Below are 26,275 nucleotides of genomic sequence, written 5' to 3' on the forward strand. Positions count from 1 at the left end.
CTCCTCAGGCGGCTTCGTTGAATTGCAGCGCCGCCAGCCGCGCATAAAGGCCGCCTGCGGCGATCAGCTCGGCATGGCTGCCGGTCTCGACGATGCGTCCCTCGTTCATCACCACGATTCGCTGGGCGGCGCGCACCGTCGCCAGCCGATGCGCGATGACCAGCGTCGTGCGCCCGGTCATCAGCCGCTCGAGCGCATCCTGGACCAGCCGCTCGCTCTCCGCATCGAGTGCCGACGTCGCCTCGTCGAGCAGCAGCACGGGCGCGTCGCGCAACAGCGCGCGCGCGATCGCGATGCGCTGGCGCTGGCCGCCGGACAACCGCGCGCCGCCCTCGCCCAGAAAGGTGTCGAGCCCGCCCGGCAGCGCCTTCAAGAACTGCTCGGCATTGGCGGCGGCGGCGGCGGTCCACAGCTCCTCGTCGCTCGCGTCCCACCGGCCGTAGCGCAGATTGTCGCGTGCCGACGCGGCAAAGATCACCGTGTCTTGCGGCACCATCGCGATGCGGCCGCGCACCTCGGCCGGGTCGGCCAGGTGGATCGGTACGCCGTCGATGCGGATCTCGCCGCCCTCGGGATCGTAGAAGCGCTGGATCAGCTGGAACAGCGTCGACTTGCCCGCACCCGACGGGCCGACCACCGCCACCGTCTCGCCCGCGGCGATGTTCAGGCTGAACTGGTCGAGTGCCAGCACTTCGCGGCGGGTGGGATAGCGAAAGCTCACCCGGTCGAAGGTGACGGCGCCGGCGGGCGGTCGCGGCAGCGGAATCGGGTTGGCCGGTGCCCTGATCTCGGGCTCCTGCGCCAGCAGTTCCGCCAGCCGCCCCGCCGCACCCGATGCGCGCAACAGATCGCCATAGACCTCCGTCAACGCGCCGAACGACCCGGTGACCAGGCCCGCGGTGATCACGAACGCGGTGATCGCGCCGCCGCTGACCCGACCGGCCGCGACATCGGACACCGCGTCCCACATGATCAGCGTGACCGCGCTGAACAGGATCGCGATGACCAGCGCCGTCATGATCGCGCGCGTCGCGAAACGCTGCTGCGCGGCGGCGAAACCGCGACTGACCGCGCCTTCGAAACGGTCGGCCTCGCGCCCTTCCTGGCCAAAGGCCTGGACGATCTTCATCGCGCCCAGCGTTTCGGCAGCCATCGCACCGATGTCGGCAACCCGGTCCTGGCTTGAGCGCGAGAATTTACGCACGCGGCCGCCCAGCCAGACGATCGGCAGGACGATCACCGGAATGCCGACGATCAGGTAGAGCGCGAGCTTGGGTGCGAGCGTGAAGAGATAGATGACCCCGCCCACGCCCACCAACAGGTTGCGCAGCGCCACCGACACCGTCGTGCCGACGACCTGTTCGACGATCGCGGTGTCGGCGGTCAGGCGCGACGCGATTTCCGACGGGCGGTTCTCCTCGAACCAGCCCGGCGGCATGCGCAGCAGGTTGCGGTGAACCGCGGCGCGCATGTCGGCCACCGTCTTCTCGCCCAGCCACGACACGAAATAGAACCGCATCGCGGTCGCGCAGGCGAGCACGACGACGACCATCAACAGCCCCTGGAAATAGGGCGCGATGCTCGCCGGGTCGGAACCGGCGGCGAACCCGTTGTCGACGACCTGCTGAAAGGTGCGCGGCACCCACAATGTCGCGCCCGCCGCAATCAACAGCGCGACGATCGCCAAGGTCAGTTGTACCGGATAGCGCAGGGTGTAGCCCCACACGATCCGCAGGTTGCTGATCCGTCGGCCGGCTGCCGCGGCGGGGTCGCCACTGGTGGCTTCCGGACCGTTCGCCGACGCGGTGGGAAGCTGGACACTGGCGTCGGGATCGACGGCGCGCGCGGCGGGGGGCGGAACTTGATCTGCCATGGTGCCCTCCCGCCTAGCGTCATTGGCGGCGGCGGGAAACACCGTGCGCGCATTAAAACGCCAAATCATTCGGGGCAAAGACGATCATTGCGGGTTAATGCCTTTGCTCTATAGCGGACGGGACCGTGCGCATGGGGCTAATGCGACGTGGGGAATTGGAAATCTGATGCTGTACGAAGGTTATGAACTGCAACGCTCGATGCTGGCCGGCGCAAGCGCACTCGCCAATTTCAGCGCCGGTTGGTTGCACAACCCCGCCAATCCCTTCGCTTATTTCGGCGGCGGCCCGGTGCTCGCCTCCGCGCTCGAGGTGTTCGCGCATGCCTCCGCGCCGCGCGGCAAGCCGCCCTTTGGCCTCACTCAAACCGTCGTCGACGGCCGCAGCGTCGCGGTGCAAGAGGAAATCGTCCTCCAAAAACCGTTCGGCCAGCTCAAGCGGTTCGGGCGCGAGGGCGTGACCGGGGGTCCGAAATTGCTGATCGTCGCGCCGATGTCGGGGCATTATGCCACGCTGCTGCGCGGCACGGTCGAGCGGATGCTGCCGGTCGCCGACGTCTACATCACCGACTGGCGCGATGCCAAGCTCGTGTCGCTGGCCGACGGCAGCTTCGACCTCGACGACTATATCGACTATGTCATCGAATTCCTGAGCGTGATCGGGGCCGAAGGCGATCCGCGCGCGCACATGCTGGCGGTGTGCCAGCCGTCGGTGCCCTGCTATGCCGCGACCGCGATCATGGCGGCGGAGGATCATCCCCACCGCCCGCGCACCGTCACCCTGATGGGCGGGCCGATCGACACGCGCGAAGCGCCGACCGCCGTCAACACGCTGGCGACCGAACGTCCGCACGCGTGGTTCGAGCAGAATGTGATCGCGACCGTGCCGATGACCTATCCGGGCGCGGGGCGGCGGGTCTATCCGGGCTTCCTTCAGCTCGCCGGCTTCATGACGATGAACCTGGGCAACCACCTGATCAGCCATTGGGAGATGTTCAAGCATCTGGTCGAGGGCGACGACGAGAATGCCGAGGCGACGATGGCTTTCTACGACGAATACCGGGCGGTCTGCGACATGACCGCGGAATTCTATCTCCAAACGGTGCGCGTGGTGTTTCAGGAGCACGCGCTGCCGAAGGGCGAGATGCTTCATCGCGGCAAGCGGGTCGATCCGGGCGCCATTCGCGACATCGCGCTGCTCGCGATCGAGGGTGAGCGCGATGACATTTCGGGGCTGGGCCAGACCAAGGCGGCATTGTCGCTTGCGACCTCACTGCCCGCCGCGCTCAAGCACTATCACATGGCCCCCAATGTCGGGCATTACGGCATTTTCAACGGATCGAAATGGCGGACCCGGATCGCCCCGATCGTCGAAAAGTGGATGGCCGCGCACGCAGGCTGACGACGCTTCGCGGACCGGCGCGGGCGGGATCTAGTCGTAGCGCGTGCGCACGAACGCATAGCCGGCCGCAATTGCCAGCGCCCATATCCCCAGCACGATCGCAATCCCCGCGCGGCTGACGGGTCGTGTCGACGCGCGTTCGGCCTCCGCGCGATGCTCGGCGAGCTGCGCGCGCGGAATCATGCGCTCGAACAGCCAGACGCCCAGCGGGATGATCACCGCCTCGTCGAGCAGACCGAGCACCGGAATGAAATCGGGGATCAGGTCAATCGGCGAGAGGGCATAGGCAGCGATCAGCAGGCCGACCAGCTTCGCTGCTATCGGCGTACGCGGATCGCGCGCGGCCAGCCACACCGCGTGTGCCTCGACCCGGATGCGATGTGCAAAGCTCGGCCCCATGGCCGACGCATTGCGCGCGCGCTCGCCGGGGTCAAGCGGCCGGGACGCATGGCCCCGGCCACGCCATCTCAAAGCGCGGTTTCGACGTGACGACCCGCTTCGCTCGGCTTGATCTTCATGCCCGTCAGCATCTTGAACTTGCCGGCCAGCGATTCATCGCCTTCCCAGATTTCGGCGTCGATCAGGTCAAAGCGCATCATGCGCAGCGCCGGGTCCTGGCGACCGCCGTCGAACCACGCCTCGACCATGTTCGACCAGTATTTGTCGATCACCGCCGGGTCGGTTTCCTGAGTCAGCGTGCCGTGAATGCACGCGAAGATCGTATGGTCCTTCGCGACGAACTGCGCCATCGCCGGGCCACCGGGCGCGATGCGGTTGTCGTGGCGGGTGTAGAACCAGAAAGCGCTGTCGGCGTCCGGATCGAGCTGCGCAGTCATCGGCTCGGCATGATCCTCGCTCGCCATCAGCTTGATCATCACGAACGGGCTCGACGCCATCTTCTTCCACATCCGCTCGCGGACGGCGGCGGCATCGCCATTCTGCATCTGGTCCATCGTCATGCTCCTGTCGTTTGGGGACAGGAGGGCAACGATCAAAGCGCGCGGCGTATCCCAACGGCACGCCTGAAACGAAGAACCCCGACCGGATGGACGATCGGGGTTCCGTTGAATCGTGTCAGATCGTGCGGTGCCGGACAGCGACCGGCGATGCCGGTGGCGTTACAGCACCTCGAAAAGCCCCGCCGCGCCCATGCCGCCGCCGACGCACATCGTCACGACGACATATTTGGCGCCGCGGCGCTTGCCCTCGATCAGTGCGTGACCGGTCATCCGGGCGCCCGACATGCCATAGGGGTGGCCGATCGAGATCGCCCCGCCATCGACGTTGAGCAGCTCGTTGGGTATGCCCAGTACGTCCTGGCAGTAGAGCACCTGGACCGCGAAGGCTTCGTTCAGCTCCCACAGGCCGATATCGTCCATCTTCAGGTTGAAGCGTTCGAGCAGCGCGGGGATGGCATAAACCGGGCCGATACCCATCTCGTCGGGCTTGGTGCCCGCCACCGCCATGCCGACATAGCGCCCCAGCGGGGTCAGGCCGCGCTGTTCGGCGAGCTTTTCCTCCATCAGCACCGCAGCCGAGCTGCCGTCGGACAGCTGGCTGGCATTGCCGGCGGTGATGAACGCGTCGGGTCCCATCACCGGCTGCAGGCCGTTCAGCCCGGCCAGCGTGGTTTCGGGACGATTGCCCTCGTCCTTGGTCACCGTAACCTCGTGGTGGGTGACCTCCTTGGTTTCCTTGTTAGTCATCGCCATCGTCGCGGTGACCGGGACAATCTCGTCATCGAACTTGCCCGCTGCCTGGGCGGCGGCGGTGCGCTGCTGCGACTGGAGCGCATATTCGTCCTGGCGCTCGCGGCTGATGCCGTACCGCTTGGCGACGATTTCGGCGGTCTGCAGCATCGGCATGTAGATGTCGTTGTGCATCGCCAGCAGCTCGGGATCGGGCTGGACGCGCATCTGCGGCGTCTGGACCAGGCTGATCGATTCGACGCCGCCGCCGATGGTGATGTCCATGTTGTCGACGATGATCTGCTTGGCGGCGGTGGCGATCGCCATCAGGCCCGAAGCGCATTGGCGATCGAGCGACATGCCCGCGACCGAGATCGGCAGGCCCGATCGCAGCGCGGCGTTGCGGGCGATATTGCCGGCCTGCGTGCCCTGTTGCAGCGCCGCGCCGAACACGACGTCCTTCACCTCGCCGGGATCGATGCCGGCGCGTTCCACCGCCGCCTTGATCGAATGGCTGGCGAGCGTGGGGGCGGGCAGATTGTTGAACCCGCCACGATAGGCGCGCCCGATCGGGGTGCGGGCAGTGGAAACGATGACGGCTGAACGCATGGTGATTCTCCTTAGGCAGCGGGGAAGCGAACGGCAGTCGCCTCGAGGGGAAGGTCGAGCGCACCGCAGATCAGCGCCACGCCATGATAAAAGCCAACAAGCTGGATGATTTCGATCACTTGTGCTTCGTCGAATACCGCGCGCGCCGCCTCCCATTCGGCATCGGTGAGCTTTTTGTGGTCCAGCAGCGCATCCACGGTGGCGATCAACACCTGCTCGTCCGCCGGCCACGCGGGATCGGTGGCGTCGCCATGGACCGTCGCGAAAATCTGTTCCGGCGTCAGGCCCACATGCGCGGCGAAACCGGCGATATGCACGCCCCACTCATATTCGCATCCACAGCGTGCGGTCGTCCGGTCGATCACGATCTCACGCGCGCGCATCGACAACGGGGAATTGCGGTCGAGCAGCGAGCCGCCGCCGAACTTCTCCCACGCCCGCGCATGCTTTGCGAGCGTCGTGAACAGGACCAGCGGCTCGGCGCCGCGCATGAGCACCTTCATCCGCGCGTCGAACTCCGGCGGGTACGGGCGTTGCAGCGGTTCGACGCGGCTCATGCGGGGCGCTCCGTCATACGAAAATCTGGCTGATCCATTCGGCGATCAGCGCGGGCTTGTCTTCGCCTTCGATCTCGACCGTCACTTCATTCATCTGCTGCCATTGTCCGGGGCGCTTTTCTTCCAGAGAAACGAGCTTGAAATGGCCGCGCACGCGCTTGCCCGATCGGACGGGCGACAGGAATCGCACCTTGTCGCTGCCATAGTTGACGCCCATCCGCACGCCGGCGATCGCCGGCTGGTCGGTCGTCTGGCTCATCTGCGACAGCAGCGAAAGCGTCAGGAAACCATGCGCGATCGTGCCGCCGAACGGCGTCTGCGCGGCGCGGACGGGGTCGACATGGATGAACTGGTGGTCGCCGGTCGCATCCGCAAACTTGTCGATCATCGCCTGGTCGACGGTAATCCAGTCGGAAACCCGCAGGCTGCCGATCCGCGCGCCAAGCTGCTCGATCGTGATCGTCTCCACGGCATTCCCCTCGCGGCGCTTTCGTTCCATAGCGCTCGCGAACGCAAATAGGCGGTCAGGGGCCAGTCCCGCAAGCCCGCCCAACCGGAAACAGGAAAATGTCGGAAGTCGTACCGTCATCCACCCGCAATTCCATGGCACAGCTGCATCGGGCGAGCGAACCCGACGTTCTAAAACCGCTGATCGACCGCGCGCGGCTGACGCATGATTCGCGTGAGCGGGTGATCGATCACGCCGGCGGGCTGATCGCCGATCTGCGCGCGGCGCAGAATCGCGGCTGGGTGAACCAGTTCCTGCAGGAATATCGCCTCAATTCGTCCGAAGGCGTCGCGCTGCTCAGCCTGGCGGAGGCGTTCCTGCGCGTGCCCGACCCCGAAACCGCCGACCTGCTGATCGCCGACAAGCTGGGCGACGCAGACTGGCGCGCGCACGCGGGCAAGTCGAACAGCGCGCTGGTCAATTCCGCCACCTGGGGTCTGGTCGTCGGCCGCGCGCTGGTGGGCGAGGGCGAGGCGGGGCCGTTGAAGCGCCTGCTCAGCCGCGCGGGCGAGCCGTTCGTCCGCCAGGCGGTCGGTGCCGCGATGAAAATGATGGGCGAGGTCTTCGTGATGGGCCGCACCATCGACGAGGCGATGCGCCGCATGAAGAAGCCCGAACATGCCGGCTTCACCGCCAGCTTCGACATGCTGGGTGAGGCGGCACGGACGAAGGCAGACGCCGAACGCTATTTCGAATCCTATTTCCGCGCGATCCGCGCGGTCGGCGGCGACCCGCGCGCCGGGCATTCGGTGTCGGTCAAGCTGTCGGCGCTTCACCCGCGCTACGAGGTTGCCAACTGGGATCGCTGCGTCCCCGAACTCGCCGACATGCTGGCGCAGCTGGCGTCGGAAAGTGCGGCGCAGGGCATCGCGCTGACCGTCGATGCCGAGGAGAGCGAGCGCCTGGCGATGAGCCTGGAGATCATCGGCCATGTTGCGCGCCGTCCCGAGCTGAAGGGCTGGGACGGTTATGGCATGGCGGTCCAGGCCTATGGCAAGCGCGCACGAGCGGTGATCGACTGGGCCAACGGGCTGGGCCGGGTGATGAACGTGCGGCTGGTCAAGGGTGCCTATTGGGACAGCGAGATCAAGAAGACCCAGGTCGAAGGCTTGAGCGACTATCCGCTGTTCACGCGCAAGGCGGCAACCGACGTCTCCTACCTCGCCTGCGCGCGCGACATGCTTGACGCGCCGAACATCGCGCCCGCGTTCGCGAGCCACAATGCGCTGACGGTCGCCACGATCATCGAATGGGCGGGCAATGCGCGCGATTTCGAGTTTCAGCGGCTGCACGGCATGGGCGAGGGCCTGTATGAGCGGCTGGTGCGCGAGCATGGCTATAAATGCCGCATCTATGCCCCGGTCGGCGGGCACCGCGACCTGCTCGCCTATCTCGTCCGGCGGCTGCTGGAAAATGGCGCGAACTCGAGCTTCGTCCACCAGCTCGCGGATGCGGGGCTGAGCGACACGGAACTGCTCGCCGATCCGGTCGAGAAGGTCGCTGCGGTGGGTGGATCGCGGCACCCGAGCATTCCCTTGCCGCGCGACCTGTATGGCGATTGGCGCAACAGCGAAGGCGTGGACCTGGCCGAGCGCGACGTGCTGGCGAAGGTGGCGAGCGAGATTGCCGCTAAGCCCCTGACCTTCAGGGGAGGGGATGGGGGTAGGGCCGTGCCGCAAGCGCCGCGCGGAGTGGATGGTTCCCACCCCAACGCCTCCCCTGAGCCGCAGGCGAGCGAAGCTCAACGGGAGGGGCTAGCGCAGTCATCCTCCACTCCGTCCGTGTCGAACGGGGTCGGAAACGCAATTGGGTGCGCCAACGCTGCTTTCCCCGCCTGGTCCGCCACCCCGCTGGACACCCGCGCCGCGATCCTCGAACGCTATGCCGACCTGATCGAGGCGAACCGCACCGAACTCATGGCGCTGTGCGTGCACGAAGCGTTCAAGACGATCCCCGACGCGCTGGGCGAAATTCGCGAGGCGGCCGATTTCTGCCGCTATTACGCCCTGCAGGCGCGCCGTCGCCTCGCCCCGATGACGCTTCCCGGGCCGACGGGCGAGCGCAACGTGCTGCGCATGGAGGGGCGCGGGGTGTGGGCGACGATCGCGCCGTGGAACTTCCCCCTGGCCATCTTCACCGGCCAGAACACCGCCGCGCTGGTCGCGGGCAACACGGTCGTCGCCAAACCCGCACCGCAGACGCCGCGCATCGCCGCGCGTGCGGTCGAGCTGGCGCACCAGGCCGGCGTGCCGCGCGATGCGCTGGTGCTGTTGCCCGGCGGGGCGGAAGCCGGCGCGGCGCTGGTCGCCGACCATCGTGTGGCTGGGGTCGCCTTCACTGGGTCGACCGCCACCGCCAAGCGCATCGCGCGCAGCCTGCTCGCCGACGATGACCGGCCGATCGTGCCGCTGATCGCGGAGACCGGCGGCATCAACGCGATGATCGTCGATTCGACCGCGCTGCCCGAACAGGTGGTTCAGGACGTCATCACCTCGGCCTTCCGCTCCGCGGGTCAGCGTTGTTCGGCGCTGCGCCTCCTCGTTCTTCAAGAGGAAGTGGCCGAGCCGATTATCGAGATGCTGCGCGGCGCGATGGAGCTTCTGGTGGTCGGCGATCCGGGTGATCCGCGCACCGATGTCGGCCCGGTCATCGACCGGGCGGCCTATGACCGGCTGATGGCCTATCGTGAGCAACGCAAGCGTGAGTGGCTGAAGACCGTGCCGGTGCCCGGCGAAGGGCATTTCGTGCCGCCGACGCTGATCCGGCTGCACGCGATCGAGGATCTGACCGCCGAGTGGTTCGGGCCGCTGCTGCATGTCGCCACCTGGCCGGCGGGCGAGCTGACCCGCACGATCGATCGGGTCAACGCCAAGGGCTTCGGCCTGACCATGGGCCTGCACAGCCGCATCGCGCGGTCGGCCGAGATTGCGGAGGCGCGCGCGGAAGTCGGCAACCTCTATATCAACCGGTCGATGATCGGGGCGGTGGTCGGCGTGCAGCCGTTCGGGGGCGAGGGGCTGTCGGGCACCGGGCCAAAGGCGGGCGGCCCCAATTACCTGCCGCGTTTCTGCGCCGAGCGTGCGGTGTCGGTCGACACGACCAGCGCGGGCGGCAATGCGTCGCTGCTCAGCCTCGACGAGGGCGGCTGAGCCGCGTCAGGCCGGACGGGGGACGGCCATGGCGGGTGCGGCCTGTCCGCCCGCCCGGACGGTGGTCAGCCGCTGGACTGCCGCGATCGTCACCACCGCGACCGCAAGGCCGGCCAGCACGTCGACCAGATAATGGGCCCCGTTCGTCAGCGCGGAGAACGCCATCAGCAGGTTGAGCACGAGCAGCGGAGCCCGCAGCAGCCGTGAGTCCCACGCCGCCCACGCGCACAGCGCCGCGATGCCGGCGTGGATCGAGGGGAAGGTGACGATGCCGGCGGTGTTCTCGGCGGACAGCACGAAATCGGGGGCGCTGCGCAACGCGTGGAAGGTCTCCAGGAAGAAAAAGCCGAACCAGCTGTCGACATGCTGCAGCCGGCGCGGATCGAAACCATGGCCTTCATAGGCCCCGAGCGCGGGAAAGAAGGTGCCGATCGCGGTCGCGATCGCACACAGCAGGACATAGCCGAGCACGAAGCGATAGGCGCGCGCGCGATGCCCCAGCAGCGCGAGCAGCATCGGCAGGAACAGCAGCTGGAAGCCGAAGGAGGAATAGGCATAGGTCAACAGCCGCGCGAGCATCGGCAGTCTGTCGACCGCGATGACCGTCGCCACCCAGTCGAAGCCGATGGCGCGATCCGCCGCGATCAGCGTCGCGTCCGCCAGCGGAAAGGCCAGCCGCATCGCGGCGAAGGAAAGGACCACCACCGGCAGCCCCATGATCAGCGTCAGCGCGCCGCATTCGAGTGCGGTGCAAAGCCGCGCCATGCCGCGCCAGCGGCTATAGGGGAGAAAGAGCGCGAGGACCGCGGCCAGGACCATTGGCGCCCGGAAGGACAGCAGGTCGACGCGAAAGCCGGTCAGTATCGGCGCGGCGATCATTACCGCCAGCGCCACGATCGCGCTCAGCAATGTCGCCTGGCGGCAGCGCCGAAGTTCCGCGTCGTCCATGCTGCCCCGCCCGCCGATCCGTGGGCAGGGTCTAGGCGGGATATGGTAAACGCCGGGTGAAGATCACGCGCCCTCGGCGCTGATGTCCTTGACCGGCTGAACGCTCGCATAGGGGAGCACCATCGTCCCGTCGGGCGCCGCGGTGAAGGTCGTCTGCGTGGGATAGGCGAAGTCGAGCCCTTCGTCGTTGAACCGGCGCAGGATGGCCAGCCCGATCGCCGAGCGCGCGGCATAGAAACTGTCGAAGTCCGCGCCGGGCGTATCAAACTCAAGCTCGAAGTCGAGGCTCGATGCGCCGAAGCCGACAAAGCCGGCGCGTACGAACACCCCACCCTCCGCCTCGACAACTTCGCGCAGCAGGCCGGGAACGGCCGCACAGCGATCCGCCGGGGTCTGGTAGATCAGGCCAAGCGTCCATTTCTGGCGGCGATGGGTGCGCAGCGTGTTGTTGCCGATCTGCTTGTCGAGCAGGTTCTTGTTGGCGATCACCACTTCCTCGCCGGTCAGTGCGCGGATGCGGGTCGATTTCAGGCCGATCGCCTCGATCGAGCCGCTCGTGGTATCCAGCGTGACCGCATCGCCGCGCCGGAACGGCTTGTCGAAGATGATCGACAGCGCCGCGAACAGGTCGGCGAAGATGCCCTGCGCGGCAAGGCCGATCGCGATGCCGCCGACACCCAGACCCGCGACGAGGCCGGTCACGTTGACCCCCAGATTGTCGAGCACGACGATCAGCGCGATCGCGAACAGCGCCACCGTCACCAGCAGCCGGATGATCCCGATCGCGCTGGCCAGCGATTCGTGCGTGTAGGTCTCGCTCTCCGTCCTGCGCTCGATCACGCCAAGGATCAGCTCGCGTGCCCAGATCGCCGCCTGGAACACCGCGGCGACGGTGAACAGGAAATCGATCGTGCGCGCGACCGCGTCGGGGGCATAGGCATAGCCCGAGACGATCTTTGCGGCGACCATGACGATGAAGAAGCGCCCGGTCCGCGACACGACGCGTCCCAGCACCTTGCCCCAGCCGAGCATCTTCTGGTCGCGCTCGCAATAGCGTCGCGCCCAGCCGCGAACGACCAATAGCGCCACGACGATCAGCGAAGCGATGCCGACCGCGATCAGGATCTGGAGCCAGTGGGATTCGAGCCAGGTGACACTGTCGACCACGAGGCGCTCGGCGCTGGTGCGTAGCCGTTCGGGATTGATGGGGGTGGAAGTCGTCGCGGCGGCGGCCGCGTTCGTCTGGGTCATGCGTTATCGGTCTTTCAGGCAGCCTTGGCGGAAAGCTGCGGATCGTCGGCCCTCAACAGCGCGATCAGGCCACGTTCCGCCCGCTCCAGATAGCGCGTTTGGCGCGGCAGGCGAAGCAGCGGCTCGGGCAGCGGCGCAACGCCGCGACAGGCGTCGATCAGCCGGGGGTGGACATAGGATTTGCGCGCCACCGCCGGCGTGTTGCCCAGCGCAGCGACGACCGGCTCCAGCAGCGCCTTCAGCGGCAGCCGTCCGCCAGCCTGAACAAGCGCGTGAAAAGCGATGACGCTCGCCCCCCAGGTGCGGAAATGCTTGGCGCTGAACGCTTCGCCCATCGCCGCACGGATATAGTCGTTGACGTCGCTCGACGTAACCGGGCGCGCCTCGCCCGCCGCGTCGATCCAGCGGAACAGATGCTGGCCGGGCAGGTCCTGAACCCGCTTGACGAACCGGCTGAGCGATCGGTCGGTCAGCGTCACCACGCACAGCCGCCCCGACTTTGCCCGATATTGAAGCCGTAGCGTATGGCCTTTGAGTGCGGCGTGGCGCTTGCGCAGCGTCGTCGCGCCGTAACTCTTGTTGGCGCGCGCATAGCCTTCGTTGCCGATGCGCACCCGGCCCAGATCGAGCAGCCGGACGACCGCGGCGATGGCGCGTTCGCGGCTCAGCGCCCGGCCGTTCAAATCCGCTTCGACCTGTGCGCGCAGGCGGGGCAGCCGCTCGCCGAAACTCGCGCAGCGGTCGAACTTGGCGGCCTCCTGCGCCGCGCGGAAATCGGGGTGGTAGCGATACTGCTTGCGGCCCTTTTCATCGAAGCCGGTGGCCTGGATATGGCCGCGCGGATCGGGGCAGAACCATGCGCGCTGATAGGCGGGCGGCAGTGCGACCGCGTTCAGTCGGTCTATCTCGTCCCGATCGGTGATGCGCGCGCCCCGCGCGTCCCAATAGCCCCATTTGCCGCGGACGAGACGCCGAGTGATGCCCGGCGCGCCGTCGTCAACGAAAACGAGCCGATCGATCGCTACGGAGATGTCAGGTTCGTTGGCCACCGGTCGGAATAATGTCCCACCACGTCGTTCGTTCCGGAACACTGCGGCGCGGTGGCGGGTTCGCATTGCAGACACTGACCGACCTTTCAGTGCGCAGGAGAATGAACGATGACCGACTTGTCCCATGTCCATGTCTTGATGCTCGCCACCAATGGCTTCGAGCAATCCGAACTGTTCGACCCGCGCCAGGCGCTGCTCGATGCCGGTGCCCGCGTCACGCTGGCCTCGATCGATACCGACCCGATCAAGGGGGTCGTGAACGATGACACGCCCGCCCGCGAAATCACCCCCGACCTGACCTTCGATCAGGTCGACATCGACGATTACGACGCACTCGTCCTGCCCGGCGGCGTCGCCAACCCCGACCGGCTGCGGATGGAAGATCGCGCGGTCGAAATCGTCGAGGCATTCTTCCAGGATGAAAAGCCGGTGGCCGCGATCTGCCACGCGCCCTGGTTGCTGGTCGAGGCCGATGTGGTCGAGGGGCGTCGCGTGACGAGCTGGCCGTCGCTGCGCACCGATCTCGCCAATGCCGGCGCAAATGTCGTCGACGCGGAAGTGGTGGTGGACGGCCAGCTGATCACCAGCCGGAAGCCCGACGACATTCCCGCGTTCAATCGCGCCATCATCGAGATGCTGGCCAAGGTGAGCGCGGAGCCAGCCTGACCGCGCGCAATCCGCCGGCGGCGGCGCTCAGGGCACGGTTGCGCTGCCCTGTCGCTGCTGCCGGCGCCATCTCACGCGGTTGATCGCGCGCTGCGCGGGCAGCTCGACGCAGCGATAAAGCAGGATCGACCCGGCGAGCAGCAGGACGAGGTAGAGGCCGATCTGCACGGGCGGGACATGGCTCGCATCGCGGACCAGCGCGAGCTTGAACGCGATCCAGATCAGGGCGTGGCCGAGATAGGTCGCGTAGCTGATCTCACCGAGAAAATGCAGTACCCGGCCCTCCAGGGGATGACCCGCATCACCGGCGCTCAGCGCGAGCGCCAGCAAGAGCGCGCCAAAGCCGAGCGGCACGCCGAGCGGCTCGGGCAGCGCGATCACCGCGGCGAAACCCAGCAAAATGGCCGGCCAGAGCGCATTTCGCGAGGCGGCGTGCCAGCGGTGCCAAAGCGCGCCGACGAGGGTGCCGATCACGAACTCGACGAGGCAGCGCACCAGTCCGGTGTGCGCGATGTCCTGGCCCAGGGTCGGATGCCCCAGCGCCGCGAAAAAGCGCCACAGGCATATGCCGAGCAGGACGATCACGCCGCACAGCAGCCAGCTTGGCCACCGTCGCCAGTCCGCCAGCAGGCAGAGCGGTACGAACAGCAGATAGGCGGCCGCCTCGGTGCTGATCGACCAGGAAGGCACATTCCAGCCAAGATCGTCGGTGAAACCCCAATTATGCACCAGCACGACATGCAGCGGCAGTTCGGCGACGACGAATTCGCCGGGCAATGCGCGACCCGTCAGCGCGAGCAACGCCGCCAGCATCACCGCAAAGCCGAGCATGAACAGGTGCAGTGGCCAGATCCGCGCGACGCGGCGCTGAACGAACTCCCCGGCGACACGCCAGCCGCGTGCATGGAAGCGCTCGTGCCAGCTCAGCCAGATCACGAAGCCGGAGAGCAGGAAGAAGAAATCGACCGCCAGATAGCCCTTGGCCAGCCACGCGACGATCGTGGGCGGCAGGCCGGCGATCGACAGGCGCAGGTGATAGAGCACCACCAGCCAGGCGGCGATACCGCGCGCACTGGTCAGCGCGCGCAGGTCGACGCGCCCGCTCATGTCGCGGTGGCGGCGCGGCGCTGGATCATCGGACGAAATCCCGCCGCGCGCCGGATGCGGCCCAGATAGGTGTCGAGGCCGATCTGCGCGCCGACCAGCATCAGCATGAAGGGCTGGAACGCGATGCCGACGAACGACGCGCCGAGCAGGTAGATGAGCTGGCCGTGCTGGAGCGCGGTGGCGAGCGGGGCGATCCAGGCCTGTCCGGCCGGGGCATCGCGATAGCGCCGGCGCAGCACCTCCATGCGCCACAGCCCGCCCAGCTGGATCGTCAGCCACAGCGCCAGGCCGATGTAGCCCTGTTCGCCCAGCATCTCGAAATAGGCGCTGTGATAGGCGCGCGCCGCGTCGACCTCCAGATCGCGGGCGACCGCAATGTTGTTGCCCTCGCCCTCGACGCGCACCTTGTCATAGCGGATCCGGTTCTGGCGATAGGCCTCGAACCCGCCGCCCAGCGGGTGTTCGCGCGCATAGTCGATCGTCCACTGCCACACCGCGATGCGGGTCGAGGCGCTGGCGTCGGCCTGATAGGTGCCGATCGTCGAGACGCGCTGGGTGAAGGCGGCAGGGAGGAAGGGCACCGCGATCAGCCCCAGGACGATGACGCCCGCCAGATAGGCGGCGCGGCGACGTACATCGCGCAGCATCAGCGCGGCGAGCAGTGCGATGCACAGCACGCCGGTCCGGGTCGAGGTGCCGATCGGGATCAGCAGGCAGGCAAAGGTCAGCGCAAAGCTGAACCAGCGGGTGCGCCGGTCGGCGGGAATGATCGTGCCGAAGCGGCCGAGCCACAGCACCAGTGGCACGATCGCGATCGCGACGGTCGAGATCGTCGATCCCTCGTACAACCCGGCATTGTTGGCGACCATCAGGTTGAGCGCGCCATAGCCCCCGCCCGACGCCAAGGTCTTGATGCCGCCGACGATGACGATCGACGACGCCGACAGGACCATGAACAGCAGCAGCGCCTCGATCCGCAGCCGGGTGCGCAAGGTCAGCGGCAGGAAGATGGCGAAGGCCAGCGCCTTCCACACCCAGTCCCATTTGTCGGCCGCCTCGATCGGGAAATCGGCGTTGCGCGTCGTGTACCAGCAATAGGCGAGCAGCATCGCCATCACCAGCTGGCGCGGGGCGACACGCGTGTCGCGTTTGTCGTCGAACGCCGCCCATGCCGCGACCGCGAGCCCCGCCGCGATCAGCGAGATCGGGATCGAATTGAGCAACAGATAGGTCAGCCGCTGCGGCGCGACGATGTCGATATAGACATAGGCGAGCACGAACAGGAACGGTCGCCGGAACCCCGCGCCGAAGATCAACGCCAGGAACAGCAGGAAGAAATAGTCACGCATCGCGGACTTCCGCGCCGGTTTCCGGACCGGCTTCCGGGCGCGCGCGCCGGCGCCACCCGCCCGGTGCCGCGCGGGCACCGCGTCTGCCCGCATCCTCGCGATCCAGGTCCGGCCGGCGCAGCAGCAGCCACGCCGCCAGCAACATCAGGCCGTGGCTGACCGCGAGCGAGAAATTGTCGATCATGGCCCCGTTTAGGCCGGGTCGAGTTATCGCGGCGTTAAACACTGGCATGGCAGGGAACCGGCCATGCGCATCCTGCACGTGCTCGACCACAGCCTGCCGCTGCACAGCGGCTATACCTTCCGCACCCGCGCGATCCTGAAGGCATCGCAGGGCCGCGGCTGGGATGTGGCGGGCGTCACCGGGCCGCGCCAGGGCGATATGCGGGTCAGCGAGGAAACGATCGACGGCCTGCGCTTCTTCCGCACGCCGGCGCCCAATCCCGCGCCGACGCCGCTCGGCGAATGGCGGGAGATCGACGGCTTTGCCCGCCGGATCGTCGATGTCGCGCGCGCGTGGCGAGCGGACGTGCTGCATGCGCATTCGCCGGTGCTGAACGCGCTCGCCGCGTTGCGCGCGGCACGGACGCTGCGCGTGCCGCTCGTCTACGAAATCCGGGCGTTCTGGGAGGACGCAGCCGTCGGCAACGGCACCGGGCGTGAGGGCTCGGCGCGGTATCGCCTGACCCGCTGGGCCGAAGGCTGGGCGGTGCGTCGGGCCGACGCCGTGGCCGTCATCTGCGAGGGGCTGAAGCGCGACCTCGTCGCGCGCGGCGTGGACGGTCGCAAGATCATCGTTTCGCCCAACGGGGTCGACCTGCATCTGTTCGGCGCGCCGCCGCCGCCCGATGCCGCGCTAATCGCCGAGCTGGGTCTGGAGGGCGCGGAGACGATCGGCTTCATCGGCAGCTTCTATCCCTATGAGGGGCTCGACGATCTGATCGCGGCGATGCCCGCACTGGTCGCCCGCCGCCCCGGCGCGCGGCTGATCCTGGTCGGCGGCGGCCCGCAGGAGGCCGAGCTGCGCGCCCAGGCGGCGGCGTCGCCCGCGGCCGCGCACATTCATTTCATCGGTCGCGTGCCGCATGATCAGGTCGACCGCTATTACAGCGTCATCGATATCCTGGCCTATCCGCGCAAGCGGATGCGGTTGACCGACCTGGTGACCCCGCTCAAGCCGCTCGAAGCGATGGCGCAGTGCCGCCTGGTGGCGGCGTCCGATGTCGGCGGTCATCGCGAACTGATTCGCGACGGCGACACCGGGACGCTGTTCGCGCCGGACGATCCGATGGCCATCGCAACGGCGCTTGCCGATTTGCTGGCGGATCGGCCGTGCTGGGATGCGCGTCGCGTCCGCGCGCGCGCGTTCGTCGAGCGCGAGCGTAACTGGTCGTCAAATATTTCGCGTTATCAACCGGTCTATCAAGGGCTCGTCGAAGCCGCCGAAACGGGTGTGTCATGGTCGCGTTTACCGTTCCAGCCAGGTTGAATCAGTCCTTTGTCCCGATAATGGCCGTTGGCGCCGCGACGATCGCGGCGGCATGCGTCGCCAGCGTGCCGGCCGCGCGCGTGGAGGCGATGGTGGGTATGTCGGGACTGTCCGCGCTCGTCCCCGCCGCCGCGCCGCCGCTCGGGCTGATGGCGCGCATGGCATTGATGTTCGCGGCTGCATGGATCGCTGCCGGGCTTGTCTGGGCGCTTGTGCGCGGCTGGGCGTTGCTGCGTCCCCGGCACCGGGGACTGGCGGGACTGCTTGCCGCGCCGCCCAAGCTGCTCGGTCGGGTCGATCCGCCCGCGCGCGAGCCGGTGTTGGCGACGCGCGACCTGGGGACGCCATTTCTGGAGGTGCGCGCGCCGGTGATCGCCACCCGGAAAATGCCGCTCGAACCGTTGCCCGACGACGCCAACCCGTTCGGCGACGATGAAATGCCGCTTCCCAGCGACCTCGAAACGCCGCTGATCGCCTATGCGAAGGGAACGCGACCGGCCAAACGGTCAGCGGATCGCGTCCGGATCGCGACCTTCGAACTGCCGCCTGCACCCGCCCCGGTCGCGCCCGAATATCGGGACGAGCCGCCGATCACGACGCCGGAAACCGAAGCGACCATTCACGCGCTGCTCGCCCGGCTGGAACAGGGCGTGGCCCGGCGCGGACGGCCGCCCTATCGCCCCGCGACCGCTCCGGCATCGTCGCGGCCGCGCGATCGCGGCAATCTTGAGGCAACGCTGGCGTCCTTGCGCCGGATGGCCGCCCAGCACTGATCGTCAGCGATCCTCGACGGTCAGCGCCTCGAGGTCGAAAATCACCTTCTCCGCGTCGCGCTTTGCCCCGGCGACGTGCAGGTCGGCGACCAGATGCCCGCGAATCGGCAGTTCGGCTTCCGCCAGCCCGGCCAGCCAGCCGTCGAGCCGCGCTGACGCAGCGGCGGTGAAGCCAAGCTCATGGCGCGCGCCGGTGAAGGTTGCGCTCGCCCAGCGCGTCCAGTCGTGGCGGGTGGGCTCGATCTGCACCCCGTTGCGTTCCGCGTTGGCCAGGATCGCGCGGGCCAGCGCCGTGCCGATATCCGGTCCCCGGCTCATTGCGGTGCCCCTTCGTCCTGCGCGGCCAGAAAGGCCTCGATCCGCCGGATCATCGCCGGTCCGGGCTCGCGCCCGCGCCGCATGTCGAGCACCAGCCTCGGGTCGCGGGCGACCAGCCGGCCAAATCGGGTCGGGGGTGTCGCGGTGCGGGTCAGATACCGCTCGATCCTGTGCAACATCTTGCGAAGCCTTTCCTCGTCGATTCGCTCAATGTTCTTGTCCTGTTCCGCCATTTCCAACTTGTCTAGGAAATTTCCTACGAGTATGGTGCCAATATGAACGCAGCCGATCCGCGTATGGCCCTCACCCGCCTCGCCGCCGAACGGGGTGAAAGCCTCGCCGCGCTGTCGCGGCTGATCGGACGTAATGCCGCCTATCTCCAGCAGTTCGTGCAGCGGGGCAGCCCGCGCCGGCTGGCGGAGGAGGATCGTCGCACGCTTTCGCGCTATCTGGGTGTCGCCGACGCCGTGCTCGGCGGGCGTGCCGCGCCCGAACTGGCGGCGGTGCCGCGCCTCGATGTCGCGGCATCGGCGGGTCCCGGCGAGGTCGTGGATGGCGAGGGCGCGACCGGGTCCATGCGCTTCGATGCTGCGTTCCTGCGGATGCTGGGCGTCCGGGCGGGAGCGGCGTCGGTGATCCGGGTGCATGGCGATTCGATGCTGCCGACGCTCGCCGACGGGGACGAGATTCTCGTCGATCGCGGAGATGTCCGGCTGATGCGGACGGCGCGGCTGATGGTCGTCCGGCTGGACGAGGGGCTGGCGGTCAAGCGGGTCCGGCGCACGCGATCGGGCGTCGAGATCGCCAGCGACAATCCCGCTTATCCGCCACGCGAACTCGATCCCGCGCTGGTCGATCCGGTCGGCCGGGTGGTCTGGCTCAGCCGCCGTCTTTGATTCCCCGCCGGGCGTCCCGCGCGTCTCCGCCCGGGACGCCGGCGTGCCGTCGCGGGACGAAATGACCGGCCCATTTCGCGCCCTTTACCATCGTGATCCGCCATGCGCGCGGCGATCGACATTGTGGCATGAAGCGTGTAGCGGCGCGCGACGATGCGTGCTTACCCCTATCTCACCGATGCGAGCGAGGTCGCGCTCGCCAATGAACTCATTGCGCTCTACGGCGACGGTGCGTTCGAGGAAGCCACCCTGCGCGCGGATCGCAGCCGTGACATCGGCAATCACCTGCATTTCTGCCGCTGGCGCCAGATCGGTCGGCTGATCGATCTGATGGCGGACGAACGGGTCATCGGCCCGGTTCATTGATCGATCCGTCGCGGTGCGCACGGTGCCCCACGGTTAGCGATTGTCCCCGGCCGCCGCTTGCGGCTAGGACGCGTCATGTCGTGGCGCGCGTGGCCCAACATTCTGTGCCTGATCGTCGCCGGCGTCACCACCATCGTTCCGGTGGGATCCGTGCGCGCGCAGACATCCGCGCCGCCCGCCGATGCCGAGCCAGAGGGGCTGGACCCGACTTCGCCGATGGCGCCGCTGCCGGAACTCGGCGTCGATTGGCCCGATCTGACGCCGGGCGCGGAAGACGCCCAGGCTGACGCTTCGGCGGGCCAGTTCCGCGACATCCGCTATAATTACAAGCTCGCGGGGCTCGACGGGATCGCCGATCCGCTGTTCCTGCAGCGTTTCGAGGAAAGCTCGACGCTGCGTGCGGGACAAGACGCCCCCGCCAATGGCGCACAGCTCGACCGCCGCGCGCGCGAGGATGCCGAGCTGGTCGTCGAGCTGCTGCGCGCGAAGGGCTTCTACGCGGCACGCGTCGACACGGGCGTCGAACGCGCCGGCGACCGGCTCACCGTCACACTGACCGCCATGCCCGGGCCGGTGTTCCGGGTGAGCGAGGTCGACCTGGCCGGGATTGACCAGGCGGGGCCGCGTGCAGCCGAGCTGCGCCGCGCCTTTTCGGTTAATCCCGAAGATCCGCTCGATGCCGACAAGGTGGCGGCGGCAGAGGCGCGATTGCGCGCCGAGGCGGGGGAGCAGGGTTTTCCCTTTGCACGGATCGGCGACCCGGTCCTGACCGTCGATCACGCGACCAACACCGCGCGCGTCGAGCTTGACGTCGCCACGGGCAATGCGCGCCGCTTCAGCCGCATCCTCACGCCGCCCAACCGCGTCTTCGATGCCGATCATATCGCCGACATCGCACGCTTCGATACAGGCGACCTTTATGACGTGCGCGCGGTCGACGACCTGCAGCGCGCGATCGTCCAGACAGGGCTCGTGTCGTCGGTGCGGGTCACGCCGGTGCCGGGCGAACAACCCGACGTGGTCGACCTGTCGGTCGTGCTGGAGCGCGCGCCGCCGCGCACCATCGCGGGCGAGCTCGGCTATGGCACCGGCGAAGGCGCGCGCTCCGAAATCAGCTGGACCCACCGCAACCTGTTCCCCCCCGAAGGCGCGCTGTCGCTGCGCGCGGTGGCGGGCACCCAGGAACAGCTGGGCTCGGTCGTGTTCCGCCGCAACAATTTCCACGGGCGCGACCGCGTCCTGACCGCACAGCTCGTCGCCGCGCATCTCGAGCGCGATGCGTTCGAGGCGGACACCCTGCTCCTGTCGGCCTCGCTGGAACGACAGACCAACATCTTCTTCCAGAAGACCTGGGCCTGGTCGATCGGTGCCGAGCTGGCGGCATCGGACGAGCGCGACGTCATCCTCGCCACCGGCGAGCCGCGCCGCCGCGTCTTCTTCATCGCCGCCGCACCGACGACGTTGACCTATGACGGCTCGGACGACCTGCTCAATCCGTCCCGCGGCTTTCGCATCGGTACGCGCGTCTCCCCCGAATTTTCACTGAGCGGAAAGGCGTTCGGCTATGCCCGCGTCCAGTTCGACGTGAGCGGCTATTACCCGGTGAACGACGCGGTGGTGCTGGCCGGCCGGGTGCGACTGGGAACGATCGGGGGCGCGCCGCGCGACGCGATCGCACCGTCCCGGCGCTTCTATGCCGGCGGCGGTGCATCGGTGCGCGGCTACGGCTTTCAGGATATCGGTCCGCGCGACCTCAACAATGATCCGATCGGCGGCCGCAGCCTGGCCGAATTCGCGCTCGAGGGCCGGATCAAGGCGTTCGGCAATTTCGGGATCGTGCCGTTTCTCGACGGTGGCAACATCTACACCTCGGCACTTCCCGGCTTTTCGCGCTTCCAATATGGTGCGGGGGTCGGCGCGCGATATTATTCGAGCTTCGGCCCGATCCGCGTCGACGTCGGCACGCCGATCAACCCGCAACCCGGCGATCCGCGGGTCGCGGTCTATGTCTCGCTGGGACAGGCATTTTGAGCGCGGGAACCGATGACGTCGCGGCCGGCGACGGCATGGCGGGCCGGTCGGCGATCCGACCACGCCGTCGCGGGTGGCGGCTGATCGCGGGCCTGTTGCTTGCGATCGTGGCGATCGGCACGGCGGCGCTCCTGTTGCTCGACACCGCGCCGGGACATCGGCTGATCGCCGACCGCATCGCCGCCCTGCGTCCGGGCAACGGCATCACCTACCGGATCGGCCGGATCGACGGTTCGATCTATGGGCGCGCCCGCCTGATCGACGTGCGGATCTATGATCCCAAGGGACTGGTGCTGCGCGTATCGCGGGCCGATCTCGACTGGAACCCCTTTGCCTGGACGCGCAACCGGCTCGAAATCCGATCGCTCGTGGCGCCGCAGGCGCTGCTCGTCCGCCTGCCGGAGCCGCGCGCGACGGGGCGACAGGGGCCGATCCTGCCCGGGTTCGACATCGGCATCGGGGTGCTGCGGATCGACCGATTGGTTTTCGGGCCACGGATCGGCGGGGTTCAGCGGACCGGCCGGCTGGCCGGGCGGGCGGACATCCGTTCGGGTCGCGCGCTGGTGCGCCTGGACCTCGACGTCGCCGGGAGCGATGTCGTGCGGCTGATGCTCGATGCCGAGCCTGACCGCGACCGGTTCGATCTCGACCTCGCCGCGCGCGGCGGCGCGCGCGGCGTGCTCGCGGGGCTGACCGGCATCTCGCGCCCGCTGATGCTGCGTATCGCCGGCGACGGGCGCTGGCGGGGGTGGCAGGGGCGCGCGATCGCCCGCGCCGGCGACCTTTCGCTCGCCGACCTGCGCCTGACCAACCGCGCCGGCGACTATCGCCTGGTCGGCACCGCCAACCCGTCGCCCTTGCTGAAGGGCAAGCTGCAGCGGCTGACCGCACCGGCGCTGCGCATCGACGCGGGCGCGACACTCGCGCGCCGTCGCCTCGACGGGCGGCTTTCGGTGCGGAGCGGTGCGTTGCGCCTCGACGCGACCGGCATCGTCGATCTCGGACAGGCGGCATTCCGCAATCTCCGCCTGACGGCCACCCTGCTGCGCTCGCGGGCGCTGTTCCCCAACATGACCGGACGCGCGATCGAACTGCGCACGGTGATCGACGGCCCGTTCCGCACCGCGAGCTTCGATTACCGCATCACCGCCGAACGCCTCGCCTTCGACCGCACCGGGTTCGAGCGCGTGCGCGCGGGCGGGCGCGGGCGCTTCTCGCCCGCCCCGGTGACGGTGCCCCTGCGCTTCACCGCCGCGCGTGTGACCGGCGTCGGCAATGTCACCGGCGGCATCCTGCGCAACCTGAGCGTCGAGGGCCCATTGCAGGTGACCGCGCGCAGCGTGACCGGCAGCCGGCTGCGTCTCCGCTCGGACAAGATCGACGGGCGGATCAACCTGATCCTCGATCTGCGCACCGGCGCGTATGAGGTCGGTATCGACGGCGCGATCAATCGCCTGTTGATCCCCGGGCTTGGCGTGGTCGAGGTCCAATGGCGGCTGACCGTCGTGCCCGCGCCCAACGACCGGCGCCGCGCGCGGCTGGTCGGCATGGGCACGGCGCGCGTAGTGCGGCTCGACAATGCGTTCTTCCGGTCGCTGACGCGCGGTCTGCCGGGTGTCGTTACCGGGCTGGAGCGCGGGCCCGACGGCATCCTGTACCTGCGCAACCTGCGGCTGACTTCGCCCGGCCTGACGCTCGCCGGCAACGGCTATCGTCGTCGCGACGGCAGCTTTCATATCGAGGCGACCGGCAATCAGGTTCAGTACGGCCCGGTGACGCTGCTGCTCGATGGCCGGATCGAGCGTCCGACGCTGCGCCTGCGCTTCGCCCGGCCCAATCAGGCGATGGGGCTGCGCGACGTGATCGCCGATCTCGACCCCACGCCCGAGGGCTATGTGTTCCAGGCGCGCGGGATCTCGCGCCTGGGCGCGTTCACCGGCAACGGCGCGATCCTTCTGCCGCGCGGCGGGACCGCGATGGTCGAGATCGCGCGGCTCGACGTCAGCGGCACGCGCGCGAGCGGACGGCTTGCGATCGTCCCGGGCGGTTTCGACGGCGCGATCGCCTTTGTCGGCGGCGGCTGGAGCGGCGACCTGCGGCTCGTGCCGGAGGACGGCATGCAGCGGATCGGCGGCGAGGTGCGCGCGGCCGATGCGCGGCTCGCCGATGTCGTCACCATCGGTCGCGGTGACGGCCGGTTCAGCCTGCTGCTCGATCCCGCAGGCGCACGCCTCGACGCGCGCTGGCGCGCCGCCGCGCTTCAACAGGGCGCACTGTCGCTCGCGAGCGTGAGCGGGACGGCGCAGCTGACCGGCGGCGTGGGTACCCTGAAAGCGACGCTGGCGGGCAGCCGCAACCGCAATTTCCGCATCGAGGTCGATGCCGATCTGTCGCCCGATCTCTATACCGTGCGCGCGCAGGGCATGGTCGATCGCCGTCGCATCGCGCTGACCGATCCGGCGATGATCCGCCGCGATGGGGATGGCTGGCGGCTCGCGCCGACGACGCTTGCCTTTGCAAGCGGCGAGGCACGGCTGTCGGGACGGATCGGCGCGGGCGAAAATGCGATCGACGCCACGCTGCGCCGGATGCCGATGGCGGTGCTCGACCTCGCCTATCCGGGGCTGGGGCTGGGCGGCGAGGCGTCGGGCACGCTCAGCTATGTGCACCGCCCCGGCGGCGCGCCGAGCGGCCGGGCGGACCTGAAGGTGCGCGGGCTCAGCCGGTCGGGGCTCGTGCTCTCCTCACAGCCGGTCGATGTCGGTATTGCGGCGGCATTGACGCCGGGCAGTGCGGCGCTGCGCGCGATCGTCGCGAGCGGCGGGCGCACCGTCGGGCGCGCGCAGCTGCGTATCGCGCCGCTGGGTGACGGCACGCTTGCACGCCGCCTGCTCGACGCGCCGCTGTTCGCGCAGCTGCGCTATGGCGGCCCGGCCGATACCTTGTGGCGGCTGACGCGGATCGAGCTGTTCGACCTGACCGGGCCGGTTGCGATCGGCGCGGACGTGAGCGGCCGGCTGTCCGATCCCATCATTCGCGGTTCGCTCCGCACCGAGGATGCGCGGATCGAAAGCAGCGTCACCGGCACCGCGGTGACCGACATCAAGGCGGCGGGCCGCTTCAACGGATCGCGCCTGGTGATCGACCGCTTTGCCGGCGGCGACGGGCGCGGCGGCACGCTGACCGGGCGCGGCAGCTTCGATCTGGCCGCGGTGCGCGGCTTTGGCATCGACCTGACCGTCGACGCGACGCGCGCGCGGCTGATCGACCGGGACGAGATCGCGGCGACGGTGACCGGCACAATCACCTTTCGCTCGGACGGGTCGGGCGGGGTGATCGGCGGCGATGTCCGGCTCGATTCGGCGCGCTATCGCCTCGGGCGCGCGGCGCTGGCCACCCCGTTGCCGCGCCTGAATGTGCGCGAGATCAACCTGCCCTTTGGCGAGGATGTCGAACGGACGCCGGTGCGTCCCTGGCAGTTCGACCTGCGCGCGCGCGCCGCCAGCGGGGTGACCGTCAACGGGCTGGGGCTCGACAGCGAATGGTCGGCGGATGTCCGCATCCAGGGCCAGCCGACCAATCCCGCGATCACCGGCCGCGCCGACCTCATCCGCGGCGACTACCAGTTTTCGGGTCGTCAGTTCGAGCTCGATCGCGGGATCATCCAGTTCGACGGCAGCGTCCCGGTCAACCCCGCGCTCGACATTTCCGCCATCGCCAACGCCCAGGGGCTGAACGCACAGATCCGCGTGCGCGGCAATGCACTCAAGCCCCAGATCGGCTTTACCAGCACCCCCGCGCTGCCCGAGGACGAACTGCTCTCGCGCCTGTTGTTCGGCACCTCGATCACCAACCTGTCGGCGCCCGAAGCCGTTCAGCTCGCCGCCGCCGTCGCGGCACTGCAAAGCGACAATGCCGGGCTCGATCCGATCAATGCGGTACGGCGCGCGACCGGGCTAGACCGGCTGCGCATCCTGCCCGCCGATCCCCAGACCGGGGCGGCGACGTCGGTCGCGGCGGGCAAATATCTGACGCGGCGGACCTATGTGGAGATCATCACCGACGGCCAGGGCTATTCCGCCACGCGCGCCGAGTTCCAGGTGACGCGCTGGCTGTCGCTGCTTTCCTCCATCTCGACGATCGGCAGGCAGAGCGTCAACGTGCGGGTATCGCGGGATTATTGAGGGGACACCAGACATACGTCGCCCCGGCGCAGGCCGGGGCCTCAGGCCAGTGGCGCGCAACATTG

General features: G+C 68.4%; 23 protein-coding genes. 9 read left to right on the forward strand and 14 right to left on the reverse strand.

The window, feature by feature from the left end; translation table 11 throughout:
• Window positions 1-4 precede the first annotated feature (4 nt).
• Window positions 5-1,873, reverse strand: a complete 1,869-nt coding sequence (locus tag GO308_RS01060) for an ABC transporter transmembrane domain-containing protein (RefSeq protein ID WP_240883564.1) — start codon at window positions 1,871-1,873, stop codon at window positions 5-7.
• Between the two features lie 166 nt (window positions 1,874-2,039).
• On the opposite strand from GO308_RS01060, the gene phaZ reads away from it, so the two are divergent.
• A complete protein-coding gene (phaZ, locus tag GO308_RS01065) occupies window positions 2,040-3,272 on the forward strand; it encodes a polyhydroxyalkanoate depolymerase (RefSeq protein ID WP_240883565.1) in 1,233 nt (410 codons plus the stop codon).
• A gap of 30 nt (window positions 3,273-3,302) precedes the next feature.
• On the opposite strand, the gene GO308_RS01070 is transcribed toward phaZ, so the two are convergent.
• The 5 genes from GO308_RS01070 to GO308_RS01090 form a co-directional block, all read right to left on the reverse strand.
• On the reverse strand, window positions 3,303-3,671 hold the full coding sequence (locus tag GO308_RS01070) for a YkvA family protein (protein ID WP_066549016.1): 369 nt from the start codon (window positions 3,669-3,671) through the stop codon (window positions 3,303-3,305).
• A gap of 68 nt (window positions 3,672-3,739) precedes the next feature.
• The gene (locus GO308_RS01075) at window positions 3,740-4,216 is read right to left on the reverse strand and encodes a pyridoxamine 5'-phosphate oxidase family protein (protein WP_066480586.1); all 477 of its coding nucleotides are present in this window, start codon (window positions 4,214-4,216) and stop codon (window positions 3,740-3,742) included.
• A 174-nt stretch (window positions 4,217-4,390) separates the two neighbouring features.
• Entirely contained in the window at window positions 4,391-5,569 is a 1,179-nt protein-coding gene (locus GO308_RS01080; protein ID WP_240883566.1) for an acetyl-CoA C-acyltransferase, read from the reverse strand.
• An 11-nt stretch (window positions 5,570-5,580) separates the two neighbouring features.
• A complete protein-coding gene (locus tag GO308_RS01085; protein ID WP_240883567.1) occupies window positions 5,581-6,126 on the reverse strand; it encodes a carboxymuconolactone decarboxylase family protein in 546 nt (181 codons plus the stop codon).
• A 13-nt stretch (window positions 6,127-6,139) separates the two neighbouring features.
• The gene (locus tag GO308_RS01090) at window positions 6,140-6,625 is read right to left on the reverse strand and encodes a MaoC family dehydratase (RefSeq protein ID WP_066549021.1); all 486 of its coding nucleotides are present in this window, start codon (window positions 6,623-6,625) and stop codon (window positions 6,140-6,142) included.
• Window positions 6,626-6,693: 68 nt separating this feature from the next.
• On the opposite strand from GO308_RS01090, the gene putA reads away from it, so the two are divergent.
• Window positions 6,694-9,783 (forward strand): bifunctional proline dehydrogenase/L-glutamate gamma-semialdehyde dehydrogenase PutA, encoded by a 3,090-nt coding sequence (gene putA, locus GO308_RS01095; RefSeq protein WP_276616309.1) that lies wholly within the window; start codon window positions 6,694-6,696, stop codon window positions 9,781-9,783.
• 6 nt (window positions 9,784-9,789) lie between these two features.
• Here the strand turns inward: putA and GO308_RS01100 are convergent, their stop codons facing one another.
• The 3 genes from GO308_RS01100 to GO308_RS01110 all read right to left on the reverse strand — a co-directional run bounded on the left by GO308_RS01100 (window position 9,790) and on the right by GO308_RS01110 (window position 13,031).
• Window positions 9,790-10,731: a phosphatase PAP2 family protein gene (locus tag GO308_RS01100; RefSeq protein WP_240883569.1), complete on the reverse strand. Its 942-nt coding sequence runs from the start codon at window positions 10,729-10,731 to the stop codon at window positions 9,790-9,792.
• 63 nt (window positions 10,732-10,794) lie between these two features.
• Window positions 10,795-11,982, reverse strand: coding sequence for a mechanosensitive ion channel family protein (locus GO308_RS01105; RefSeq protein ID WP_066549029.1), 1,188 nt, complete (start codon window positions 11,980-11,982; stop codon window positions 10,795-10,797).
• A 14-nt stretch (window positions 11,983-11,996) separates the two neighbouring features.
• The gene (locus GO308_RS01110) at window positions 11,997-13,031 is read right to left on the reverse strand and encodes a DNA topoisomerase IB (RefSeq protein ID WP_231727477.1); all 1,035 of its coding nucleotides are present in this window, start codon (window positions 13,029-13,031) and stop codon (window positions 11,997-11,999) included.
• A gap of 108 nt (window positions 13,032-13,139) precedes the next feature.
• On the opposite strand from GO308_RS01110, the gene GO308_RS01115 reads away from it, so the two are divergent.
• Window positions 13,140-13,697, forward strand: coding sequence for a type 1 glutamine amidotransferase domain-containing protein (locus GO308_RS01115; protein ID WP_066480352.1), 558 nt, complete (start codon window positions 13,140-13,142; stop codon window positions 13,695-13,697).
• Window positions 13,698-13,724: 27 nt separating this feature from the next.
• On the opposite strand, the gene GO308_RS01120 is transcribed toward GO308_RS01115, so the two are convergent.
• From GO308_RS01120 to GO308_RS01130, 3 genes are read right to left on the reverse strand one after another with little or no spacing between them, the layout of a single operon-like run.
• Window positions 13,725-14,804, reverse strand: coding sequence for an acyltransferase (locus GO308_RS01120; RefSeq protein WP_240883570.1), 1,080 nt, complete (start codon window positions 14,802-14,804; stop codon window positions 13,725-13,727).
• Window positions 14,801-16,153 carry a putative O-glycosylation ligase, exosortase A system-associated gene (locus GO308_RS01125; protein WP_240883571.1) on the reverse strand — a complete coding sequence of 451 codons (1,353 nt, stop codon included), beginning with the start codon at window positions 16,151-16,153 and terminating at the stop codon, window positions 14,801-14,803. The genes GO308_RS01120 and GO308_RS01125 overlap by 4 nt, the downstream gene beginning before the upstream one ends.
• The gene (locus GO308_RS01130) at window positions 16,146-16,337 is read right to left on the reverse strand and encodes a hypothetical protein (RefSeq protein WP_240883572.1); all 192 of its coding nucleotides are present in this window, start codon (window positions 16,335-16,337) and stop codon (window positions 16,146-16,148) included. The genes GO308_RS01125 and GO308_RS01130 overlap by 8 nt, the downstream gene beginning before the upstream one ends.
• Window positions 16,338-16,400: 63 nt before the next feature.
• On the opposite strand from GO308_RS01130, the gene GO308_RS01135 reads away from it, so the two are divergent.
• Together GO308_RS01135 and GO308_RS01140 are read left to right on the forward strand one after the other, a co-directional pair.
• Entirely contained in the window at window positions 16,401-17,642 is a 1,242-nt protein-coding gene (locus tag GO308_RS01135) for a TIGR04063 family PEP-CTERM/XrtA system glycosyltransferase (protein ID WP_240883573.1), read from the forward strand.
• Between the two features lie 20 nt (window positions 17,643-17,662).
• Window positions 17,663-18,415: a hypothetical protein gene (locus tag GO308_RS01140; protein ID WP_240883574.1), complete on the forward strand. Its 753-nt coding sequence runs from the start codon at window positions 17,663-17,665 to the stop codon at window positions 18,413-18,415.
• A 3-nt stretch (window positions 18,416-18,418) separates the two neighbouring features.
• Here the strand turns inward: GO308_RS01140 and GO308_RS01145 are convergent, their stop codons facing one another.
• Together GO308_RS01145 and GO308_RS01150 are read right to left on the reverse strand one after the other, a co-directional pair.
• Window positions 18,419-18,733, reverse strand: coding sequence for a hypothetical protein (locus GO308_RS01145; protein ID WP_066549040.1), 315 nt, complete (start codon window positions 18,731-18,733; stop codon window positions 18,419-18,421).
• The gene (locus tag GO308_RS01150) at window positions 18,730-18,912 is read right to left on the reverse strand and encodes a hypothetical protein (RefSeq protein WP_066480589.1); all 183 of its coding nucleotides are present in this window, start codon (window positions 18,910-18,912) and stop codon (window positions 18,730-18,732) included. Before GO308_RS01150 ends, GO308_RS01145 begins: the two co-directional genes overlap by 4 nt.
• A 96-nt stretch (window positions 18,913-19,008) precedes the next feature.
• Here GO308_RS01150 and GO308_RS01155 point away from each other — a divergent pair, with 96 nt between their 5' ends.
• From GO308_RS01155 to GO308_RS01170, 4 genes are all read left to right on the forward strand, one after another.
• Complete coding sequence (locus tag GO308_RS01155; RefSeq protein ID WP_066480364.1) at window positions 19,009-19,629, forward strand: S24 family peptidase; 621 nt, start codon at window positions 19,009-19,011, stop codon at window positions 19,627-19,629.
• Between the two features lie 153 nt (window positions 19,630-19,782).
• The gene (locus GO308_RS01160; RefSeq protein ID WP_066480365.1) at window positions 19,783-19,995 is read left to right on the forward strand and encodes a hypothetical protein; all 213 of its coding nucleotides are present in this window, start codon (window positions 19,783-19,785) and stop codon (window positions 19,993-19,995) included.
• Window positions 19,996-20,070: 75 nt separating this feature from the next.
• Window positions 20,071-22,026 (forward strand): BamA/TamA family outer membrane protein, encoded by a 1,956-nt coding sequence (locus GO308_RS01165; RefSeq protein ID WP_240883575.1) that lies wholly within the window; start codon window positions 20,071-20,073, stop codon window positions 22,024-22,026.
• On the forward strand, window positions 22,023-26,210 hold the full coding sequence (locus tag GO308_RS01170; protein ID WP_346768953.1) for a translocation/assembly module TamB domain-containing protein: 4,188 nt from the start codon (window positions 22,023-22,025) through the stop codon (window positions 26,208-26,210). Before GO308_RS01165 ends, GO308_RS01170 begins: the two co-directional genes overlap by 4 nt.
• Window positions 26,211-26,275 lie beyond the last annotated feature (65 nt).

Source organism: Sphingomonas sp. SFZ2018-12 (assembly GCF_022496715.1).
Classification (GTDB): Bacteria; Pseudomonadota; Alphaproteobacteria; order Sphingomonadales; family Sphingomonadaceae; genus Sphingomonas.

Bases quoted from the DNA above. Each gene is read 5' to 3' on its own strand.
- GO308_RS01165 (WP_240883575.1), top strand. From the start codon at position 20,071: ATGTCGTGGCGCGCGTGGCCCAACATTCTGTGCCTGATCGTCGCCGGC.
- GO308_RS01080 (WP_240883566.1), bottom strand. From the start codon at position 5,569: ATGCGTTCAGCCGTCATCGTTTCCACTGCCCGCACCCCGATCGGGCGC.
- GO308_RS01060 (WP_240883564.1), bottom strand. From the start codon at position 1,873: ATGGCAGATCAAGTTCCGCCCCCCGCCGCGCGCGCCGTCGATCCCGAC.
- GO308_RS01100 (WP_240883569.1), bottom strand. From the start codon at position 10,731: ATGGACGACGCGGAACTTCGGCGCTGCCGCCAGGCGACATTGCTGAGC.
- GO308_RS01125 (WP_240883571.1), bottom strand. From the start codon at position 16,153: ATGCGTGACTATTTCTTCCTGCTGTTCCTGGCGTTGATCTTCGGCGCG.
- GO308_RS01130 (WP_240883572.1), bottom strand. From the start codon at position 16,337: ATGATCGACAATTTCTCGCTCGCGGTCAGCCACGGCCTGATGTTGCTG.
- GO308_RS01105 (WP_066549029.1), bottom strand. From the start codon at position 11,982: ATGACCCAGACGAACGCGGCCGCCGCCGCGACGACTTCCACCCCCATC.
- GO308_RS01085 (WP_240883567.1), bottom strand. From the start codon at position 6,126: ATGAGCCGCGTCGAACCGCTGCAACGCCCGTACCCGCCGGAGTTCGAC.
- GO308_RS01075 (WP_066480586.1), bottom strand. From the start codon at position 4,216: ATGCAGAATGGCGATGCCGCCGCCGTCCGCGAGCGGATGTGGAAGAAG.
- GO308_RS01145 (WP_066549040.1), bottom strand. From the start codon at position 18,733: ATGAGCCGGGGACCGGATATCGGCACGGCGCTGGCCCGCGCGATCCTG.
- putA (WP_276616309.1), top strand. From the start codon at position 6,694: ATGTCGGAAGTCGTACCGTCATCCACCCGCAATTCCATGGCACAGCTG.
- GO308_RS01120 (WP_240883570.1), bottom strand. From the start codon at position 14,804: ATGAGCGGGCGCGTCGACCTGCGCGCGCTGACCAGTGCGCGCGGTATC.
- GO308_RS01135 (WP_240883573.1), top strand. From the start codon at position 16,401: ATGCGCATCCTGCACGTGCTCGACCACAGCCTGCCGCTGCACAGCGGC.
- GO308_RS01150 (WP_066480589.1), bottom strand. From the start codon at position 18,912: ATGTTGCACAGGATCGAGCGGTATCTGACCCGCACCGCGACACCCCCG.
- GO308_RS01115 (WP_066480352.1), top strand. From the start codon at position 13,140: ATGACCGACTTGTCCCATGTCCATGTCTTGATGCTCGCCACCAATGGC.
- GO308_RS01090 (WP_066549021.1), bottom strand. From the start codon at position 6,625: ATGGAACGAAAGCGCCGCGAGGGGAATGCCGTGGAGACGATCACGATC.
- GO308_RS01070 (WP_066549016.1), bottom strand. From the start codon at position 3,671: ATGGGGCCGAGCTTTGCACATCGCATCCGGGTCGAGGCACACGCGGTG.
- GO308_RS01140 (WP_240883574.1), top strand. From the start codon at position 17,663: ATGGCCGTTGGCGCCGCGACGATCGCGGCGGCATGCGTCGCCAGCGTG.
- GO308_RS01160 (WP_066480365.1), top strand. From the start codon at position 19,783: ATGCGTGCTTACCCCTATCTCACCGATGCGAGCGAGGTCGCGCTCGCC.
- phaZ (WP_240883565.1), top strand. From the start codon at position 2,040: ATGCTGTACGAAGGTTATGAACTGCAACGCTCGATGCTGGCCGGCGCA.
- GO308_RS01155 (WP_066480364.1), top strand. From the start codon at position 19,009: ATGAACGCAGCCGATCCGCGTATGGCCCTCACCCGCCTCGCCGCCGAA.